Annotated in this window: 17 protein-coding genes; 7 read left to right on the forward strand and 10 right to left on the reverse strand. The window is 37.5% G+C overall.

Annotation, left to right across the window (positions count from 1 at the left end; genetic code table 11):
• Positions 1-129 precede the first annotated feature (129 nt).
• The 4 genes from ACP8HH_RS09320 to ACP8HH_RS09335 all read right to left on the reverse strand — a co-directional run bounded on the left by ACP8HH_RS09320 (position 130) and on the right by ACP8HH_RS09335 (position 6,122).
• A complete protein-coding gene (locus ACP8HH_RS09320; RefSeq protein WP_438310576.1) occupies positions 130-3,390 on the reverse strand; it encodes an ATP-binding protein in 3,261 nt (1,086 codons plus the stop codon).
• 218 nt (positions 3,391-3,608) lie between these two features.
• On the reverse strand, positions 3,609-4,355 hold the full coding sequence (locus tag ACP8HH_RS09325) for a DUF4097 family beta strand repeat-containing protein (protein WP_438310579.1): 747 nt from the start codon (positions 4,353-4,355) through the stop codon (positions 3,609-3,611).
• A gap of 83 nt (positions 4,356-4,438) precedes the next feature.
• Positions 4,439-5,191 (reverse strand): SDR family NAD(P)-dependent oxidoreductase, encoded by a 753-nt coding sequence (locus ACP8HH_RS09330; protein WP_438310581.1) that lies wholly within the window; start codon positions 5,189-5,191, stop codon positions 4,439-4,441.
• Positions 5,178-6,122 carry an MBL fold metallo-hydrolase gene (locus ACP8HH_RS09335; RefSeq protein WP_438310583.1) on the reverse strand — a complete coding sequence of 315 codons (945 nt, stop codon included), beginning with the start codon at positions 6,120-6,122 and terminating at the stop codon, positions 5,178-5,180. The genes ACP8HH_RS09330 and ACP8HH_RS09335 overlap by 14 nt, the downstream gene beginning before the upstream one ends.
• Positions 6,123-6,300: 178 nt before the next feature.
• On the opposite strand from ACP8HH_RS09335, the gene ACP8HH_RS09340 reads away from it, so the two are divergent.
• The 4 genes from ACP8HH_RS09340 to ACP8HH_RS09355 all read left to right on the forward strand — a co-directional run bounded on the left by ACP8HH_RS09340 (position 6,301) and on the right by ACP8HH_RS09355 (position 10,266).
• Positions 6,301-7,449 (forward strand): SPFH domain-containing protein, encoded by a 1,149-nt coding sequence (locus ACP8HH_RS09340; protein WP_438310585.1) that lies wholly within the window; start codon positions 6,301-6,303, stop codon positions 7,447-7,449.
• A gap of 24 nt (positions 7,450-7,473) precedes the next feature.
• The gene (locus tag ACP8HH_RS09345; protein WP_438310587.1) at positions 7,474-8,595 is read left to right on the forward strand and encodes a hypothetical protein; all 1,122 of its coding nucleotides are present in this window, start codon (positions 7,474-7,476) and stop codon (positions 8,593-8,595) included.
• A 239-nt stretch (positions 8,596-8,834) separates the two neighbouring features.
• Positions 8,835-9,536, forward strand: coding sequence for a hydroxyacylglutathione hydrolase (gene gloB / locus ACP8HH_RS09350; protein ID WP_438310589.1), 702 nt, complete (start codon positions 8,835-8,837; stop codon positions 9,534-9,536).
• Positions 9,537-9,885: 349 nt separating this feature from the next.
• The gene (locus ACP8HH_RS09355; protein WP_438310591.1) at positions 9,886-10,266 is read left to right on the forward strand and encodes a VOC family protein; all 381 of its coding nucleotides are present in this window, start codon (positions 9,886-9,888) and stop codon (positions 10,264-10,266) included.
• An 81-nt stretch (positions 10,267-10,347) separates the two neighbouring features.
• Here ACP8HH_RS09355 and ACP8HH_RS09360 read toward each other — a convergent pair whose 3' ends face one another.
• The 3 genes from ACP8HH_RS09360 to ACP8HH_RS09370 form a co-directional block, all read right to left on the reverse strand.
• On the reverse strand, positions 10,348-10,755 hold the full coding sequence (locus ACP8HH_RS09360; RefSeq protein WP_438319101.1) for a methyltransferase domain-containing protein: 408 nt from the start codon (positions 10,753-10,755) through the stop codon (positions 10,348-10,350).
• A 306-nt stretch (positions 10,756-11,061) separates the two neighbouring features.
• Entirely contained in the window at positions 11,062-11,499 is a 438-nt protein-coding gene (locus tag ACP8HH_RS09365) for a GNAT family N-acetyltransferase (protein WP_438310593.1), read from the reverse strand.
• 104 nt (positions 11,500-11,603) lie between these two features.
• Positions 11,604-12,323, reverse strand: coding sequence for a YjjG family noncanonical pyrimidine nucleotidase (locus ACP8HH_RS09370; protein ID WP_438319103.1), 720 nt, complete (start codon positions 12,321-12,323; stop codon positions 11,604-11,606).
• Between the two features lie 338 nt (positions 12,324-12,661).
• On the opposite strand from ACP8HH_RS09370, the gene ACP8HH_RS09375 reads away from it, so the two are divergent.
• The 3 genes from ACP8HH_RS09375 (at position 12,662) to namA (ending at position 15,726) form a co-directional block, all read left to right on the forward strand.
• Positions 12,662-13,516: a DegV family protein gene (locus tag ACP8HH_RS09375; RefSeq protein ID WP_438310595.1), complete on the forward strand. Its 855-nt coding sequence runs from the start codon at positions 12,662-12,664 to the stop codon at positions 13,514-13,516.
• A 330-nt stretch (positions 13,517-13,846) separates the two neighbouring features.
• The gene (gene proC, locus ACP8HH_RS09380) at positions 13,847-14,656 is read left to right on the forward strand and encodes a pyrroline-5-carboxylate reductase (RefSeq protein ID WP_438310597.1); all 810 of its coding nucleotides are present in this window, start codon (positions 13,847-13,849) and stop codon (positions 14,654-14,656) included.
• A 50-nt stretch (positions 14,657-14,706) separates the two neighbouring features.
• Positions 14,707-15,726, forward strand: a complete 1,020-nt coding sequence (namA, locus tag ACP8HH_RS09385) for an NADPH dehydrogenase NamA (protein ID WP_438310600.1) — start codon at positions 14,707-14,709, stop codon at positions 15,724-15,726.
• A 50-nt stretch (positions 15,727-15,776) separates the two neighbouring features.
• On the opposite strand, the gene rnz is transcribed toward namA, so the two are convergent.
• The 3 genes from rnz to ACP8HH_RS09400 all read right to left on the reverse strand — a co-directional run bounded on the left by rnz (position 15,777) and on the right by ACP8HH_RS09400 (position 18,467).
• Positions 15,777-16,718 (reverse strand): ribonuclease Z, encoded by a 942-nt coding sequence (gene rnz, locus ACP8HH_RS09390; RefSeq protein WP_438310602.1) that lies wholly within the window; start codon positions 16,716-16,718, stop codon positions 15,777-15,779.
• Between the two features lie 14 nt (positions 16,719-16,732).
• Positions 16,733-17,917: a DNA polymerase IV gene (locus ACP8HH_RS09395; protein ID WP_438310604.1), complete on the reverse strand. Its 1,185-nt coding sequence runs from the start codon at positions 17,915-17,917 to the stop codon at positions 16,733-16,735.
• 73 nt (positions 17,918-17,990) lie between these two features.
• On the reverse strand, positions 17,991-18,467 hold the full coding sequence (locus ACP8HH_RS09400) for a chemotaxis protein CheW (protein WP_438310606.1): 477 nt from the start codon (positions 18,465-18,467) through the stop codon (positions 17,991-17,993).
• Between the last annotated feature and the right edge of the window lie 2 nt (positions 18,468-18,469).

Below are 18,469 nucleotides of genomic sequence, written 5' to 3' on the forward strand. Positions count from 1 at the left end.
GTCAGCATCTAATTTCAGATGACTGACTTCTGATTTTATATTCTATAGTTATAGTGTACTCTTCAAATCACATTATGCAAAGTCAATTGAAGTATTAGTTATCGTAAAACCTTACTGTTATTAAAACTGTCATTTCCGTCTTCCTTTTGACTGAATGGGTAAAGAGATAAAAAATACACTTCCTACGTTGACAATGCTTTCAACGCTAATCGTTCCCTTATGGCTATTAAGAATTTCATTCACAATTGCCAAACCCAATCCAGTACCCCTTTCTTTCTCCTCGTTTAAGGGTACTAATTCCTTATAAAACCTTCCGAAAATTAAAGGTATGCTCTCCTTACTTATTCCACTACCGTTATCCTTAACTTGAATAACGACTCTGTTTTCGGATTCAAACAATTCAGCATCAATCGAAATTATCCCATCAATCTTTGAAGTATGATTCACAGCATTCCGTACTAAATTGGAAAAGACTTGATCCATACGTTCAATATCGATTAAGCAAGAGTAACGTTTGAACGTTTTCGTATCTTTTGGCCGTTCCGAAAACCTTTTTGATTGTAAAACATCGATTTCAAACTTATCGTATATTTGTTCCAGCCATCTGTCCAGATTCATTTTTTCCAAATTCAGACTCGTTTGGCCCGCTTCAAGCTTGGATAAATCAAATAAGTCATCGATTAGGCGATTCAGTACATTAATTTTATCATACACAAAATTGCCGAAATGGGCATCGTCGGACAGAACCAGTCCACCATGAAGTGCTTGCATATAGCTGTGAATTAAGGTGACAGGTGTTCCCAACTCATGTGCGATATTGGCCAATAGTTCGCGACGAGATTTCGCCATTATTATTAAATCATCGTTCCTGTTTTTTAAGTCATTATTCGCTACTTCCAGAGCCTCCGTTCTATTTTTAACTTTATTCTCTAGTTTAAGGTTTACGGTCAATAACTCATCATTCATTCTTCTTAGTTGAGCTAATGTTTTTACACGTGCTAGAAGCTCTTGCTTATCGCAAGGTTTTGATAAATAATCATTTGCCCCAATTTCAAAGGATGTAATTTTGTCTCGAATTTGACTTTTAGCTGTTAACATTAATATTGGTAGTTCCATCAATGAATACGTTTTTCGTAATTGCTGACAAACGTCATACCCCGACATTTTAGGCATCATAATATCTAAGATGAGCAGGTCAATTGTTTGGGTTTTAACGATATTAAGTACTTGTTCACCATCGGTTGCCGTGATTACTCTATACCCCTCTAAACTAAGTTGGTTCACGAGTACTTGTAAATTAATTGGTTCATCATCCACGACAAGTATTGTAATTGCTTTTTGCGTTACCTGTAGGCTTGGAGTAAATGTAGCCAACTCTTCATCAAAATAAGTTTCGGTCGTTATGGCTTCTTCTTGAACATGTAGTTCGTCTTTTTGAAATGGTAGTGAAAAACTAAAGGTAGAACCTATTCCAACTTTTGATGTGACTTCAATTTGACCGCCGTGTAATTCGACCAAATGCTTTGTAATACTTAAACCAATGCCTGAACCGCTTACACTTCTAGATAGAGAAGAGTCGATTTGTTGAAAAGGTTCAAATATCTCATCCAGTTGATCTGCTGGAATACCAACCCCTGTATCAGAAATGATAATTTTAATTCGTTCATTTAATTTTTCAGCTGAAATAACTACTTCCCCATGATCTGAATATTTTATAGCATTTCCAACGATATTATACAAAATTTGTTGAAGGCGATTGATGTCCGCTAACACAGGTGGTAGAGAGTCATCAATTTTATTGATTAGTTTCACAAACTTATTCTTAGCCAATGGGCTACAAATCGTGAATACCACATCAACGATACGAACGAGATAAACTGGTTTTAAATGAACATGTAACGATTTGTTTTTTAAGTTTGAGTAATCCAATATATCATTTACTAGATAAGTCAATCGGTTTCCACTGGCAATAATCATTGACAACTGGTTGCTCATCTCGTTCGACAAGTCACCAGCAACTCCATCTCGAAGTGATTCAGCTATTCCAATCATTCCATACAGTGGTGTCCGTAATTCATGTGATGTAATCGCCAAAAATTCGTCTTTATGTTCATCTGCTTTTTCTAAACTTTTCAATACCAATGCCTGACTTATCTTTGTATCTCTCTCTGCAGTTTCTTTTTCCAAACGCATAATATTGATTTTATCCGCAAGTGCTAATGATAGAAGGACTACTTCTATTCCCGTAGCATTTTGTCCAGCAAATTCTGTGAACGCATTAAACGGCAGCACCGTAGCAGTCGCAAGAATCGTAATTAATATACCTATTAAATAGAAGAACCAACCAATTATAAAAAAACGGGCTTGACGTGCACCGGCCTTTAAACATATAAATGCAGCAGTTAAAACTGAAATAAATGTGCTAGCCGTGCTTAGCACCATAATGTTCAATGCGACATGATTGGAGATAAATAAAATAGGAATAACAAGTACATTCAAAGGTATTAAAATGTTAAATAAGATTTTGAATCTAGGAAAGTATTGATTTGTATCTAGAAAGTTCTTGGCAAACAACAAAATAAAAATGCAAGTTAGACTTACGAATATTGGATTAGCCATTGTATTCCATATGGGCCAATTAGGCCACAAATATTGAAACGCAATTCCGTTATTTTGCAAGTTTGCCATTATGGTAAAAGTAATAACGAAGACATAGTAGAGATAACTTTTAATACGCAAACTAAAATAGAGAAACAAATTATACAAAACCATAACCGAAGTCATTCCATAAAATAGTCCTAGAAAAATAAATTCAACTTGAGTCTTCTCAATAAAAGATTGCCCACTCCAAATAGTGATTGGAGGATGCAAATCTCCACCTGAATGAACAAGTAAATAGAATGTTTTCGACTGATCATGGTCAATTTCCAAGTTGAAAACGAAGTTTCTATGCATAATTTCACGTTGCTTAAATGGAAAATCAGATCCTGTATGATAGACTTCGTGCAAACCTGAGTCATCCTCGGAATAAAGGACGAGTTTATAAATGAGATGATAGGCAACCTCTAATAACCAATCTCTTTGATTGGTTTCGTTCGTAACATCTATACGAAGCCATGTTGATGTTGGCGAAAAACCAGGACTTTGTACAATGTCTTTTGCAAGAACAAACTGTTCAGTATACTTTTCAGAAACCACGTCTTTAATCGTCAGCAGCTTCTCATCGTCTTTAAGTATATATAAAGACGGATACAAGTTTTCTTTGCTGGAAATTGAACGCAAAATAATAGATTTATCCCCATCGGCCTTTATCTCATTTGGAAGACTGAATAGTAATAAAAGAACAAGAACACAAAAGCTGATGACGGCTCTATACAAACTTCTATACATAATGAAGTCCACCTCATAACTATTAATCATTTTTTATAATGAGAACTAAATAAGGATATTTCTTCTATTATATCTTAAGGAGACTACTAGTAGTAAGAAGTTTACGAAGTTGTTAATTATTAATCTCAATTCAGTTAATAGCGCACAAATTTATGGGGAGCTCTTCGAATTCTCTCGAAAAGCTCCCCGTAAAAAACATGTGAAATCCAAAGATGGTTTTAATCGTCGATTAGAGTAAGTTCAATATTTCCAACCTCAGAAGTGAGTTTCACAATCGGGCCACCTACACCGATAGAACCGTTCTGCAGATTCGGCAAATTTTCCGTCGTATTACCGATGCTGTTTTTTAAATCAGTTTGTAGTGATGCTGGTACTTCCGTGACTTTAACAGATACATTCCCCACTTGTGTTTTCGCAACAATGTCATTTAATATCGTATTCAATTGAATATTAATATCCCCTACATTCGTTGCCGCATAGATAATACCCGTTGCTGCCTTTAGATGAATATGTCCAACATTTGTTTCTAATTCGAATTTATTCGCAGTAATTGAATCTATATATAGTGTAGAGACGTTCGAATTCACTTTCAGTTGTTCATACTGTTTAACAGGAACCTCTACAATAAGTTTAAAATCAAATGGAAGTTTACCGGATAAACCGAATTTAGATTTCTTTTTCGCTTTAATTGTTACAATATTATTTTTTTCTTTTAAAGATAGCTTATAACCTTTAATTTTCTTTTTGCTTCCACTTTCCATACGAACCGTTAGTTCATTCCCCTCACTGGGAAGTATATGAATATCACCTAGATTGGCGTTAATGTGAATGTTTGTTATGAAATCTGCAGAAATCATTTTTATGTAGTTCTTATTGGAGCTATTAAAAGGCAAAATCAGTACGAGTAATAAAATAAGAACGATGCCAACCAAAAGAGCTTGCAAACGAGAGTTGTTCTTATGCAATGATGCACCTCCTTAACCAATTAGTTGTGTTAATAAAGTCTATTCATCACTAGAGGTTAAAATAGATGGACAACATATACTTATTATTTTTTCAAGAAAAACCGACGACCCATACGTTCAACCAGAGTTGGGGCAATTGCATGCAACTTACTTGTCACTCCTAAATACCAAGGCAGGTTCACTTCCCGGACTGGTTTTTCAATCACTCGGACAACCGCATCGACAACCGTATCAAGTGCGAGCAAATACTTACCAAGCGACTCACGATATTTACCCGTATCATCTGCAAGATCTAAAAACGGTGTATCGATGGGTCCAGGATTCACTATTGTGACGCGAATGTTAAAAGGGGCTACTTCCATACGAAGTGCATTGGCATAGCCTAAAACTGCGTGTTTTGTTGCCGCGTAAACAGACGCTTTTGGTGTCGCTACTTTTCCGGCCTGTGAACCAAGATATACGAGTTGGCCACTCCCTCGTTCTAACATTTTAGGCAATAGAAGTTTTGTTAACTGAATTGGTGCCAGTACATTGATATTCATCATGGTATTCATGGATCCATCCGAAATTTCGTGGGCTAATCGAAATGTGCCTACCCCAGCGGAAAAAATCACGCAATCGGGTATTTTTATGGTCTCTATTAAGGTTTTAATATCTTCTTGTTTCGTTAAATCGGCCTGCACAGTGCATATTCCAATTGATTCTAGTTCTAGTAATTTATCTTTTGACCGTCCTGTAGCCCAAACCTCATGGCCTTCAGCATGCAACCGTTTTGCAAGTGCAAATCCTACTCCACTCGTAGCCCCTGTTATTAGAATCGATTTATACTTTTTCATAATACAAAATTCCATTTTCATTTCGATATTCGCGTGCGTAACCTTCGTCAACAAGAAAATCCGTTTGCCCAATCGTCTCTGAGAGTGTGAGACCAAGTTCTTTTTCATATACAGCTGGAAAAAGTTCTGTAGTTAATTCAAAAATCGTTCGTGGTCCATTTTCCAACATACTGAGAACTTTCATCGATCTTTCTTGTTGTTTCTGAAAGCGTTTTTCTATAAGTGCATGGACATTTCTCACTTCTTCTCCATGTCCAGAATAAATGACATCTACTGGTAAATCTAACAATCGTTTAAGTGATTCATTGTATTCTAACAGTGATTGTGGACGCTCTTTTAACGAATCCATTGGTGGTTCAATAAGTGGATTCGATGAAACATTTTGGAGCACAAGATCTCCGCCAATCATTGCACGTTTTCTTTCATTCCAAAATGCGAGATGACTTTGCGCATGTCCAAGTGTTTCAAGAACTGTCCAATTCGGATGCCCTGGTAATGCATCCCCCTCAGCAATAACTCCATCAAGAGGGCGTTCGCCCATTAAAACAGCAGATTTTTTCATTTGCTTAACCCACGAAAGATACTTTTCAGGAACTCCTTGTTCAATCATGCATTGAAGGTAAAACGCATCATGATAACGTAGAAATTCCTTATCACGTGTCAGCCAAAAATCGTTGTATGCATGACCAATAACGGCTGCATTGTCAAAAGCTTCTATCCAACCAGAGTGATCCGGATGGTGATGTGTAAGAATTACTTGCTCAATGTCTTTCAGTCTATAACCCGCAGCTTTAATTCCATATTTCAGTGCCTCATAAGCTTCAGGCGTTTTTGGTCCTGCATCAACAAGGGATAATACGTCCCCTTTTATTAGAAAAGCATTTACATCTCCGACTGCGAAAGGCGTCGGAATGACAATTTTATGAATCAATTTAAAATCCCCTTTTAATAAAATGAATGGATGTTCATTCCATTGTACCTTTATTATAAACTATCGTCATCTTTAGTTCCTGTTCTTAAACAATAAATTAAATAGGATTATGGTATAATATCAGTAAGTTTTCAACTGACTTTATAGTAGCAATAATATAATTAAGGGGGCACTTCCAATGGGTTTATTTGGATTTTTCAAGAGTCAATTTATTGAAGTAATTGAATGGACGGATAGCAGTACAAATACGCTGGTTTATCGTTTTCCGGTTCAAGGAAACGAGATTAAAATGGGTGCAGAATTAACGGTTCGAGAATCACAAGTCGCGATTTTCGTTAACGAAGGTGAAATTGCGGATGTGTTTGGACCAGGGAGACATTTATTATGGACTCAAAACATGCCTATATTAACAAAGTTAAAATCTTGGAAACACGGATTTAACTCTCCTTTTAAAGCTGAAGTATATTTTGTAAATACAAAACAGTTCATTAACCAAAAATGGGGAACGTCAAATCCTATCATGATGAGAGACTCTGATTTCGGCATTATTCGATTGCGAGGGTATGGAATATACTCATACCGTGTATCTGAACCAACAGTTTTCTTAAGAGAACTATTTGGTACAAATGCTTCTTATGATACAAGCAATATAGAAGAACAATTGAAAAAAATGATCCTATCAGGACTGACCGATTTATTTGCCGAATCGAAAATTCCTGCACTGGATTTGGCTATGCATTACGACGAGTTAAGTGCACTTGGTAAAGAAAAGATGGAAGAACGATTTAGTAGATTTGGGTTTGCAATTACTTCCCTTTACATTGAGAATCTTTCCCTACCTGCTGAAGTTGAACAAGCGATGGATAAGAGGACGTCTATGGGAGTCATTGGAGACCTTGGCCAATATCAGCAATTCCAAGCTGCTGAAGCATTGCGTGAAGCAGCAAGAAACGAAGGCGGAGGTCTTGCGGGTGCCGGAGCAGGACTTGGTGCAGGTGCTGCTCTTGGCGGTATGATGGCGAACGCTTTTACTGGGAACAATCAACAAGCAAACACACCACATCCAACAAACACTGAGTCCGACAAAATAAATTGTCCGCATTGCAATGAACTTATTTTAGCGGGTGCAAAGTTTTGTAAAGAATGCGGGAAATCCGTACAAACGAAAAAAGTACCCTGTATCAATTGCCATGCAGAAATTAATAAAGATGCGAAGTTTTGTGGTGAGTGTGGTACGAAACAAGAAACTGAAAAAACATGCGGAAAATGCAATCATAAAAATGCTTTACATGCTAAGTTCTGTGGGGATTGCGGAGAGGGTTTGTAATATGCTTACAAAAGAGGTGCCCACGTGACGGAAATAGAAAACAATGAAGACACAGAAACGAGTATTCTAGAAGCGACCGAAGTAAATCAATGTTCCTCTTGTGGTGGAAACACGATATTCGATCCCAAAACCGGTACACTAAAATGCCCTTTTTGTGGAAATGAAAAGGAAATTGAACGAACAACAGTAAATACAATTGAAAATGACTTTTTGAGAGCGTTAGAAAAAGAAGACCACGGATGGGACGATGAGAAACGCGTTTTTAAATGTGAAAACTGTGGTGCCGAAACGCTTCTCGATAAAGATAAAATTGCTGATTTCTGTTCATTTTGCGGGTCTTCACATATTTCAATAAGCAAACATCACGCTGGTATCAAGCCGGCACTGGTTGTCCCTTTTCAAGTATCAAAAGAGGAAGCTGTTGAAAAGTTCAAAGTATGGATTCGAAAAAGATATTTCGCTCCTACAAAGCTCAAAAAATCCTATCAACTAAGTAAAATAACAGGTACTTACATTCCCTACTGGACATTTGACTCGCATACGAAATCGACATTCACTGTTCGAGTTGGAACGTATTACTATGTCATGGAAACTCGTACTGTTCACGAAGATGGAAAAACGAGGCAAGTGACTGAACAAGTACGAAAGACCAGATGGCACACAGAAAATGGCCGTTATAGTGAGTTTTTTGATGATGTTTTAGTAAAAGCTTCTAAAAATGTTGCCAGTGGTTTGATTGATAAAATCGAGCCTTTTCATATGAATGGACTTCTGGATTATAAAACGGAATATCTATCCGGTTTTTTGGCGGAAAGGTATTCTATTAATTTGAAAGAAGGATGGGAGGATGCAAAAGGGATCATCGACAATGGAATTTCCAGTGGAATTCAAGCACAAGTATTTGGAGATATCGTTCAAATTGTAAGCGTGCAGACCGATTATGAGGAAACAACATACAAACATATTTTATTGCCCCTATGGATTTCATCTTTCCTTTATAACAATACCGTCTATCGATTTTTAGTAAATGGACAAACGGGTAAAGTAAGTGGTAAATCACCTATAAGTGCGGTTAAAATATTCTTTTTAGTATTGACTATTATTGCAGTCATAGGTGTTATTCTCTTATTCTCGGAATTTAGCTAGTAATTAGATTTCAGTACCCAATCCCTAACTTATCTTGTAAAGGGATTGGGCTTTTTTATAAAGGTACGGACCCCCAATTTCTAATCCGTTCAGTTAACTGGTACAAAAACGCAATTAAGAAACCAAAATATTAATAATCTCTGTGTTATGATAGTGGCTAAATTAAAACTTGTCGGTGGAAGGGGAAAAAAAGTCTCCAAACCGCAAATTAAATATATAAAAAGAGGAGGAATCATAAAGTGATTATTCATCCAATCAAAGCCTTTTCTGATAATTATATATGGTGCATTCAAGAAGAAACAGAGGCAGTTGTGGTTGATCCAGGAAAAGCGAGAGTTGTCCTTGATTACCTTGAAGAAAAGCAGCTTCGTTTGGCAGCCATTCTTTTAACTCATATGCATGAAGATCATACCGGCGGGGTACGCGAGATTCTAGCGAGTCATCCGGAAAGTCTTGTTTATGGACCGAAAGAAACGAAAGGCTTGGTGAATAGTGTTGTAAAGGAAGGAGACTCCTTTAACTTGTTGGACCAAACTTTCCAAGTCTACGAATCAGGAGGTCATACGCATGGCCATATCAGTTTTTTAATGGGAAATAATCTCTTTTGCGGGGATGCCCTGTTTTCAGCAGGATGCGGTCGGGTTTTTACCGGCGATTACGAAGCCCAATATGAAACTTTGCAGAAATTTAAGCGCTTGGATGATGATATAAATGTTTATCCCGGTCACGAGTATACCGAAATTAATTTACGTTTTGCATACGAAATGCATCCGGATAATAAAGAAATCTCCAAATCATTGGAAGAAGTCCAGGAATTGTGTGCTAAAGGACAGCCAACGCTCCCGACAACGATCGGCAGGGAGAAGGAAATTAACCTCTTTCTTCAAGTGGAAACATTGGAGGACTTTATCGAATTGCGTAATGCCCGTAATGACTTCTAGAACAATTACTGGGTTGCTTTTTGCTGAATGATATATAGCGAAAATTGAAAGGACAAGAATTATACAAAAGGTACAGTACCTTCCCGGAAGAAATCGAATCGAAGTAAAAGCAGGCGGCACACCAATGATTTATTATCGGTGTGCGACCCCTACTATTGCATAAAGGCAAGATGTTTAAGCTTTCTTGCCCCCTTTTTCCACTTAACTTATCATGTATGTCGGAATTAAGGTACTATTTTAAATCAGACCAAGCATTTAAAATAACAATTAACTTTATTCAATCGCATCAAGTGTACTTATATAGTATCTATGATAAGCTAAATTCAATATGATTACGGAGGATGATATAATGGATCAAGTACTCGTTGAAATTTGTTTACGTGTTAGAGATATTGATGCTACTTTAGATTTTTATACTGAGCTTTTTGATTTTGAAGTAGCCAGTCGCAGAGAATTCCCTAATGATAAATTTGATTTAATCTATCTAAATTCACCAGGTACTTCAGTACAAATAGAACTTACTTATAATTATGATGCAGATCCATATGTTATAGGAGATGGTTTCAGTCATTTAGGCGTAACAGTAAATGATTTAGAAGAAATGCATGAAATTTGTAAAGCTTCTTCTTATGAAACAGGTGAATTGAGAGGACTTTCAGGTGGAACACCTTCTTATTTCTTTGTTACTGACCCTGATGGTTATAGAATCGAAGTAAAGCGTAAGAACTAAAACGTTCTTAATACAAAAATGATTGTAAAAAGCCTAACCCTCGACCCTCTAATTACAAACAGAGAAACGAGGTTTAGGCTTTTATTTTAATGTCGTGTCATTTCTCGTTAGGCGAGTGCCTGTTTTAATATAATTTGTTTGCGGAAACATATCGACAGGCTGTATGCCTTTAACTTGATATCCGTGTTCAACTAAAAACGCTAAATCTCCCGCCTGTGTTTCTGGATTGCATGAAATATAAACGATTTTTTTCGGGTTTAGTTTGTAAAACGCTTCGTCGCTAGCTACTCTTGGAGCATCCATAATGACTATATCAATCGCCTCATTTTTCATTGCCAGTTCGACCATGAATTTCCCCACATCTGTTCGGTGAAAACGTACGTTGTTAATGCTATTCCGTTTTGCATTTATAACCGCATCTTTTACACCATCATTATTGATTTCTACGCCGATAACTTCTTTGACTTGATCAGCAATGATTAAAGAAATTGGACCGTTTGATGAAGATACTTTTTTTCATAATCTACTCCGTTGCTTGGAGAGCAGGCGTCGACTCCAGCGGGAACAGCGCGGACTGAAAGCCCCGCAGGTAGCGGACAAGGAGATTGAAGCCGTGCCCAAAGAAGAATGGTTTTTATTCTTCTAGAACGGAAAGCGTACGCTGGAACGCAAAGTAACAGTTATTCTACATTCATTTTTTGGCTCGATTGATGAAAATACTTTTTCAAATAATCCACTCCGTTGCTTGGAGTGTAGGCGGTTACCCTATTTCAGACTGACCCCTTTTTATTCAAATCAAACCGAATAAAAGTAAAAATGATTGGTTTCTTTCGTAAACCCAATCTTCTCATAAAGTCTTTGTGCCGTTTCGTTTTGAACATTTGTTTCTAGTAAAACGCCTTTCGCATCTGTATCTTTCGCAAATAGAATTGAATGATTCACTAGGTCTTCGCCATATCCTTTTCCACGATAATCGGCTTTCACATATAAATCATTTAAAATCCAAATTCGTTTCAAACTTACGGATGAAAATGATGGAAATAATTGGGCAAATCCGACCGCTTTCTCCTCATGAAAAGTTATGAAAATCACTGATTCCTCGTTCGTCAACCGCTCTTCGATAAAGTCCTTTGCGGCAGCAATATTCGATTCTTGATGATAAAATTTTCTGTACAAATCCAAAAGTTCCGCTAAAACATCTAAATCTTTTAATGTCGCTCTATGAATACTCATATAGTACTCCTCCCATTTATATTGTGTAGATCAGTATACAACTTCACTTTATAATCCTAGGACTAATCGTGTCGTTTTTAGAATATGATTGTCAAAAACTCTGTTCATTTCAAACTCATTTGCTTTATAAATAGCAAATTACTTTTAACGACAGAATCCATTTCATCCCATGAATGTATTTCAAAAGTCGGTTGAATGCCTGTTGTATTTCCCTTATTATGTGGATTATACCAGCATGTATCGATACCAAAATTCAAGCCGCCTTGAATGTCCGAAGAGAGTGAGTCGCCAATCATTAACACACGGGACTTGTCCGAAATCTGTAGGTTTTCAAATACATATTCAAAAATTTCTTTTTGAGGTTTTTGAAACCCTGTTTCTTCTGATGTAATGATGGCTTCGAATGAATCTTTGAAAATCGATCCACCTATTCTTGCTCGCTGAACTTCTGTAAATCCGTTTGTAAGAACAACTAATCTAGTATTTGAAAACTCCGCAAGCATACTTTCCACACCAGCAATTACGTGAATTTCCTTGCCTAAATTTTCAAGGTACTCATTTCCAAATACTTTTGCATCGATATCAAGTGCATGTTCTAAAAATAACCGTTTAAATCGTTCTGACTTTAATTCTTGTAGCGTTGTACGTCCTTGTTCCAAATCTTCCCATAGCACTTTGCTAATTGTATTATAACTTGTTCTATAATCCGTTACTCCATTTGGTAACCCGACTCCTTGAAACGTATTGAAAAGTGCATTTTTTTCGGATTCTCTAAAATCAAACAGTGTATCGTCTAAATCAAATAATAAAACATCGTAATTCAACATTATTTTATCCCCACTTAAATTCCAACTAATATCTTGGAAAGATTTTTTAATTACATTTCACGGCATTTCAGATTGACTTAAAGTTTCAAATCCTGAATTTTGATTTCTTTTCAATCTTAGCATACATACGTTCTTAATAAGCCGATTAAATAAATCTAGAATAAGCTTACATTATACATATTATCGTACTAATAATGTTTAATTTATGACAACTGATTGAAAACCCTTCTTTATGTGACATCTGTCACTAGGCGTCTATTAATCTCTAGTGTAGATTTACTATATATAGATAGCTCATTCCAACATAAAAGTTTACATCATAGAGGAGTATTTTGATGACGAAGAAAATTGCTTGGATCACAGATACAGCTGCGCAACTAGATGACGCATTCATCCAAAAATATAACATACATGTACTACCCTTAATTGTTGTTTTTCCAGACGGTTCATATAAAGAAGACTTAGATATAACTCAAAAAGAGTTTTACAAAAAATTACGTGAAACTAAAGTTCCAACTAAAACATCTCAACCTCCTATTGGAGAAATGGTTTCTTTATATGAAAAGTTGCAATCTGAAGGTTATGATGCGGCAATTACTTTGCATGTATCGAGTGGAATTTCGGGCACATTTGAAAGCTCGCAAGCAGCCGCAAAAATGACGGACTTTAAAGTGTACTCCATTGATTCTAAAATTGGATCCTTTCCGATGTTGAAAATGATTGAACGCGGTAATGAGATGCTAAAAAAAGGATCAGACGTTGAAATTGTTGTATCGGAAATAGAAGAAATGACGAAGAACTCTAAACTTGTTTTCGTTCCCGCAAATTTGAATCAGTTGCACAGGAGTGGTCGGGTTTCTGGAACACAAGCATTTTTAAGTCAATTGTTAAATATTAAAATTATCATTTCATTCGAGAATGGGAAAACTTTAATGAAAGAAAAAGTCCGGGCAAATAAACGAGCAAAAAATAACGTAACCGAAATGCTTCGTACGGATATCGCAAAATCCGCCATTCCAGAAGTTGCAATTATTCACTGCAATAACAACCATGATGCAGAAATCTGGAAACAGGAGCTAATGGTAGAGTTTCCTGTTTTGAAGTTTCGGGTTGTTGCTCTTAGTATTTGCGTCGGTGTTCACGCGGGTGAAGGTACAACTGGGTTGAGTTGGGTTTCATATAGTGAATAAAGATTTGTAAATGATTGTCCATGTTGACTTTATCCAGCTAACGTGTAATAATCAGTCTAATTCAAAACAGGTGGGCATTGACGAAGACCAGTAGTAATGGCGATGGAGAAAAGAAAATGTGGTCACCGGCTGAAAACCACATCCCCTCTCCCATTTCGAAACCTCCTTCCGAGCTGTTGTGGAAACACGACCGTATCCTTCGCGTTAAGTTGGAAACAAGTTGTGCCGTAAAATCGGCAAATTTAGGTGGTACCGCGGAAACATGCGTTTTTCGTCCTTATTTAATTAGGATGATAACGCATTTTTTTATTGAAAAAAAGGGGCGATTGTATGAAGACGATAGTATTCGTAGGTGCAGGTTCAATGGCAGAAGCTATGATTGGTGGGATTGTAGAACAACGTACAATGGATCCATTGAACGTATTTGTGATGAATAAATCAGATGATGCACGATTGGAGTATTTGAAAACTAAATATGGAGTATCCATTGTCTGTTCAAATAAAAAAGCACTTAGAAAAGCAGATTTAATAATTCTCGCAACGAAACCAAAAGACATACATCAAGTCATGGTAGATATACTTCCTTATTTATCCGATCATACTGCTGTTTTATCGGTCATTGCAGGAATTTCTATTCAGGCATTTGAAAATGGTCTTGGTGCAAGAATGATTGCACGGTCTATGCCGAATACATCCGCAACAATTGGAAAGTCCGCTAGTGCAGTTGCTTGGAATAATACAATTGATTTAAATATGAAAATGAATATTTTAAAAATGTTGGAATCGATTGGTATGGTAAAAGTCGTGGAAGAAGATGAAATGCACGTAGTTACTGCGTTATCGGGCAGTGGTCCTGCATATGTTTATTATTTAGCCGAAGCACTTGAGGAAGTCGCGATTGAACAAGGGTTGTCTCAGGATATTGCACGGTCCCTCATCATTCAGACACTCGAAGGAGCCGCAGCAATGATGAAAAATACTGGAGAAGAACCAGCAGAATTAAGAAAACATGTAACGAGTCCAGGTGGAACAACAGAAGCAGGAGTAACAGCATTGGAAAATCGTCTTTTCAAGGAAATCATTGCTGAATGTATCCAGAAAGCAGAAGCACGATCCCGTGAGTTGGGCGCTATGTATTAATACAACCATTTTGTTATACTTAACGTGTACCTATAATGGAGGTTAAAATTATGACAAGATTATTTGAACCATATACAATACGAGAGGTCGAATTTAAAAATCGCATAGCAATGGCACCGATGTGTATGTATTCCTCCCACAACTGTGACGGACAGATTGAAGACTGGCATAAAACTCATTATTCTACACGCGCTGTCGGTCAAGTAGGACTTATAATTGTTGAGGCCACAGCAGTTCAGCCGGAAGGAAGAATTTCTGCACAAGATCTCGGGATTTGGAGCGATGATCATATTGTAGGACTTACAGAAGTAGTTCGACTCATGAAACAGCACGGAACGAAAACCGGCATTCAGCTTGCACATGCTGGACGAAAAGCTACTGTTGATGGCGATATTTTCGCTCCTTCCGCTATGGCTTTTAACGACACTTATAAAACACCAGTTGAAATGACCGTAAATGATATTAAAGCTACAATCCAAGCTTTCAAAGACGGCACAATCCGTGCTCAAAAAGCAGGATTTGACGTCATCGAATTACACGGAGCACACGGCTATCTTATCAATGAGTTTTTGTCGCCGCTAACGAATAAACGCACGGATGACTACGGCGGTTCTGCTGAAAATCGATACCGTATTTTACGTGAAATCATTGACGAAGTCCGTAATGTATGGGTTGGTCCACTCTTCGTCCGTATTTCTGCACATGATTATACGGAAGGCGGTATGACACCTGAAGCATATGTTGAAATGGCTAAATGGATGAAAGAACAAGGAATCGATTTAGTCGATGTCAGTTCCGGTGCTCTTGTCCCCGCAAAAATCGATGCTTTCCCTGGGTACCAAGTGAAGTTTTCGGAAACGATTAAAAGTGGTGCTCATATTGCAACGGGAGCCGTCGGACTCATTACGACAGGCATTCAAGCAGAAGAAATTTTAAAAAATGGCCGTGCAGATTTAATTTTACTCGCACGAGAACTGCTTCGTGATCCATACTGGGCTTATAGTGCCGCGAAAGAATTGGGAACTGAAATCCCAGTACCAAAACAGTATGACCGAGGATGGACTTTTTAATAGTAAAAGATGAAAAAATCCACTGGTTAATACTCCCGTGGATTTTTTCTTCATTCAATTTTTTTAACAACATCGTCTTTCCATTCAAAACGTGCATAGTCTTCGGCAATATGCAGTTCTGGAAAGATTTCTTCACCTTGTTTTTTCAGTTGCGCAACATCACTCGGCATGAAGCGAGCACTAATGTGGTTTGCAATTAATGACCGCGCCCCAGCTTCCTTCGCTATCCCGGCTGCATCGGTAATAGTTGAATGTCCATACTCTTTAGCAAGATTACCTGTTTCCGAATCAAATGTAGCTTCATGCACAAGAATGTCTACATCTCTCGCAAGTTCGACTGAAGCTTTACAGGAACTTGTATCGCCCAGGATTGCAATCGTAAAGCCTTTTTGCGGTTCTCCGGTAACATCTTTGCTGAGTACTAAGCTGCCGTCCTCAAGATATACGTCTTCCCCGTTTTTCAATTGTTTAAGCATAGGTCCTTTAGGGACACCCAATTCCCTGATTTTATCCACAAGGAGTTTTCCAGGTAGCGATTTCTGTTCAATACGATATCCAAGACACGGGATAACATGTTGAAGAAACTTGGAAGTTACTTTAAATTTATCGTCTTCAAAAACAGTACCTTCCCCGATTTCATGAACAATGAGTTCATAATTCAAATGCGTATTTGTAATCCGTAGTGTCGTTGTCAACCACTCTTTAATGCCTTTAGGTCCGAATACATCCAATTGCTCTTCACCTCCAAGAAATGAACGTGATCCAATTAAGCCAGGCAAACCAAAAATATGATCTCCGTGTAAATGAGTAATAAAAATCTTCATTATTTTACGTGGCTTTAAAGATGTATGTAAAATTTGATGTTGAGTTGCTTCACCACAGTCGAACAACCAATAGCCTTCATTTTCAGCTGAAAGATTAAGTGCAACTGAAGAAGTGTTACGCATTTTTGACGGCATACCCGCACCTGTTCCTAAAAATTGAAGTTCCATTTATGTAACCTCCTTCATTTATTGCCCTTTTTTATTACTCCAGGACCAAACTGATCTTCCAGTTTTAAAATTAAATCACTTATCCGCTTTTTTTCCTCATGTTCTTCAAAATTATAAATAGACAGTTGTTCGTGTATCTCGATAATTGAAATCACATTCGTAACAGTAATTCCAAGTAACCTTACTGGTTCACGGTCCCAATGTTTTTCAAATAAGTCACTTGCTTCTCGATAAATATCGTCTTCTTTATAAACAGGATTTAGAAGAGTACGACTTCGTGTTTGGTTATGCCAATCAGCCGTTCGAATTTGAATCATTATTACATTTCCCGCGAGTTCATTATTTGCGAGACGAACCGCAACCCGGTTTGCCAATTGTTTAAAAACAGCGAAACAGGCATCTAATTCAGTTTCATCAATCGGTAAAGTTGTTGAACTCCCAACGCTTTTACGTTCATCCCCTGCTGCGGGATCCACTAGACGCTCATCTATTCCATTGGCACGTAGCTGAAGACGAGACCCATTTTTACCAAGTGAGACTTTGACTACATTTTCGTCTGCATTAGCTAAGTCACCAATAGTAATTATTCCAAGTGCTTTCATTTTTTTCTCGGTGCTCTTCCCTATGCCGTGCATTTCAATTACAGGGAGTGGCCAAAGTATCCGGTCAACTTCCCTTTTTCTTAAAATTGTTATGCCCATTGGTTTTTTCATGTCTGATGCCGTTTTCGCAAGAAACTTGTTTGGTGCAATTCCAATTGAACACGGTAAATCGAGTTCGCGAAAAATACGTTCCTGAATACCAGATGCAATTTTTACTGCATCCGTCAAACCACCAATTGCAGTGATGTCAACATAGGCTTCATCAATAGATACAGGCTCAACAAGATCTGTATACGTTCGAAGTAAATCAAATATTGCAGTTGAAGCCGCGCGGTATTTCGGGAAATCCGGTGGAACGATGACCAGGGTAGGACAAATTCGTTTTGCATCGCCCACAGTCATTGTCGTATAGATACCAAGGGCCCTTGCCTCATATGAACATGTAACAAGAATGCCGCGTCGTTCTTTCGGATTTCCCGCAACCGCCATCGGAATTCCTTTAAGTGAAGGGTCATGCGCTTGTTCTACTGAAGCAAAAAAACTATTCATGTCAAGATGAAGAATGACCTTCGCCCGACTTTCAAACATCTCCGCCATACACATCTCCCCTCACTTATTTCAATCCATTTTACAGTAAAAACCGGACAGAATACACTGCCCGGTTTTAAACTTAAACTTCTTCCATTGTTCGTGTTTCAATATATTCACCAATAGCATCCATACCCGCAAGTGTGCGTGATAATATTTCAGGATCTACAATTGTGATCATGCGATTTTCAAGATTTGCTACCGTTGTGAAATAAGGTGTTTTAGAATAGGCAAGCAACCCCGTTGACGTCATAGCACTTTCAGGAATATCTAGAATTTCTTTTGCATCGAGAACGAGTAATCCGATTAATAAACTTCCAGTTTGAACAACTACAATACGAACTTCATCGTTTTTTTCAGCACTTCGACCATATAAAATACGTTCGAAGTCTAGTATAGGAACAAGTTCACCACGCGTTTTCATAAGACCAAGCATATACTCAGGTAAATGAGGAATCGGATTGATTTTCTCGAGTTTCTCGATGGAAATAACCGAATCTACAGGCAATGCATATTCTTCATTCCCACATTGAACAACAACGACTTTCAACTCACTCATTC

It is taken from the genome of Sporosarcina sp. FA9 (genome assembly GCF_051550205.1).
Lineage (GTDB): Bacteria > Bacillota > Bacilli > Bacillales_A > Planococcaceae > Sporosarcina.

What these genes read in the sequence shown, in the direction of transcription:
- ACP8HH_RS09375 (WP_438310595.1), top strand. Translation starts at nt 12,662, where the DNA reads ATGACGAAGAAAATTGCTTGGATCACAGATACAGCTGCGCAACTAGAT.
- ACP8HH_RS09400 (WP_438310606.1), bottom strand. Translation starts at nt 18,467, where the DNA reads ATGAGTGAGTTGAAAGTCGTTGTTGTTCAATGTGGGAATGAAGAATAT.
- ACP8HH_RS09320 (WP_438310576.1), bottom strand. Translation starts at nt 3,390, where the DNA reads ATGTATAGAAGTTTGTATAGAGCCGTCATCAGCTTTTGTGTTCTTGTT.
- ACP8HH_RS09365 (WP_438310593.1), bottom strand. Translation starts at nt 11,499, where the DNA reads ATGAGTATTCATAGAGCGACATTAAAAGATTTAGATGTTTTAGCGGAA.
- namA (WP_438310600.1), top strand. Translation starts at nt 14,707, where the DNA reads ATGACAAGATTATTTGAACCATATACAATACGAGAGGTCGAATTTAAA.
- ACP8HH_RS09330 (WP_438310581.1), bottom strand. Translation starts at nt 5,191, where the DNA reads ATGAAAAAGTATAAATCGATTCTAATAACAGGGGCTACGAGTGGAGTA.
- ACP8HH_RS09395 (WP_438310604.1), bottom strand. Translation starts at nt 17,917, where the DNA reads ATGGCGGAGATGTTTGAAAGTCGGGCGAAGGTCATTCTTCATCTTGAC.
- ACP8HH_RS09355 (WP_438310591.1), top strand. Translation starts at nt 9,886, where the DNA reads ATGGATCAAGTACTCGTTGAAATTTGTTTACGTGTTAGAGATATTGAT.
- rnz (WP_438310602.1), bottom strand. Translation starts at nt 16,718, where the DNA reads ATGGAACTTCAATTTTTAGGAACAGGTGCGGGTATGCCGTCAAAAATG.
- proC (WP_438310597.1), top strand. Translation starts at nt 13,847, where the DNA reads ATGAAGACGATAGTATTCGTAGGTGCAGGTTCAATGGCAGAAGCTATG.
- ACP8HH_RS09340 (WP_438310585.1), top strand. Translation starts at nt 6,301, where the DNA reads ATGGGTTTATTTGGATTTTTCAAGAGTCAATTTATTGAAGTAATTGAA.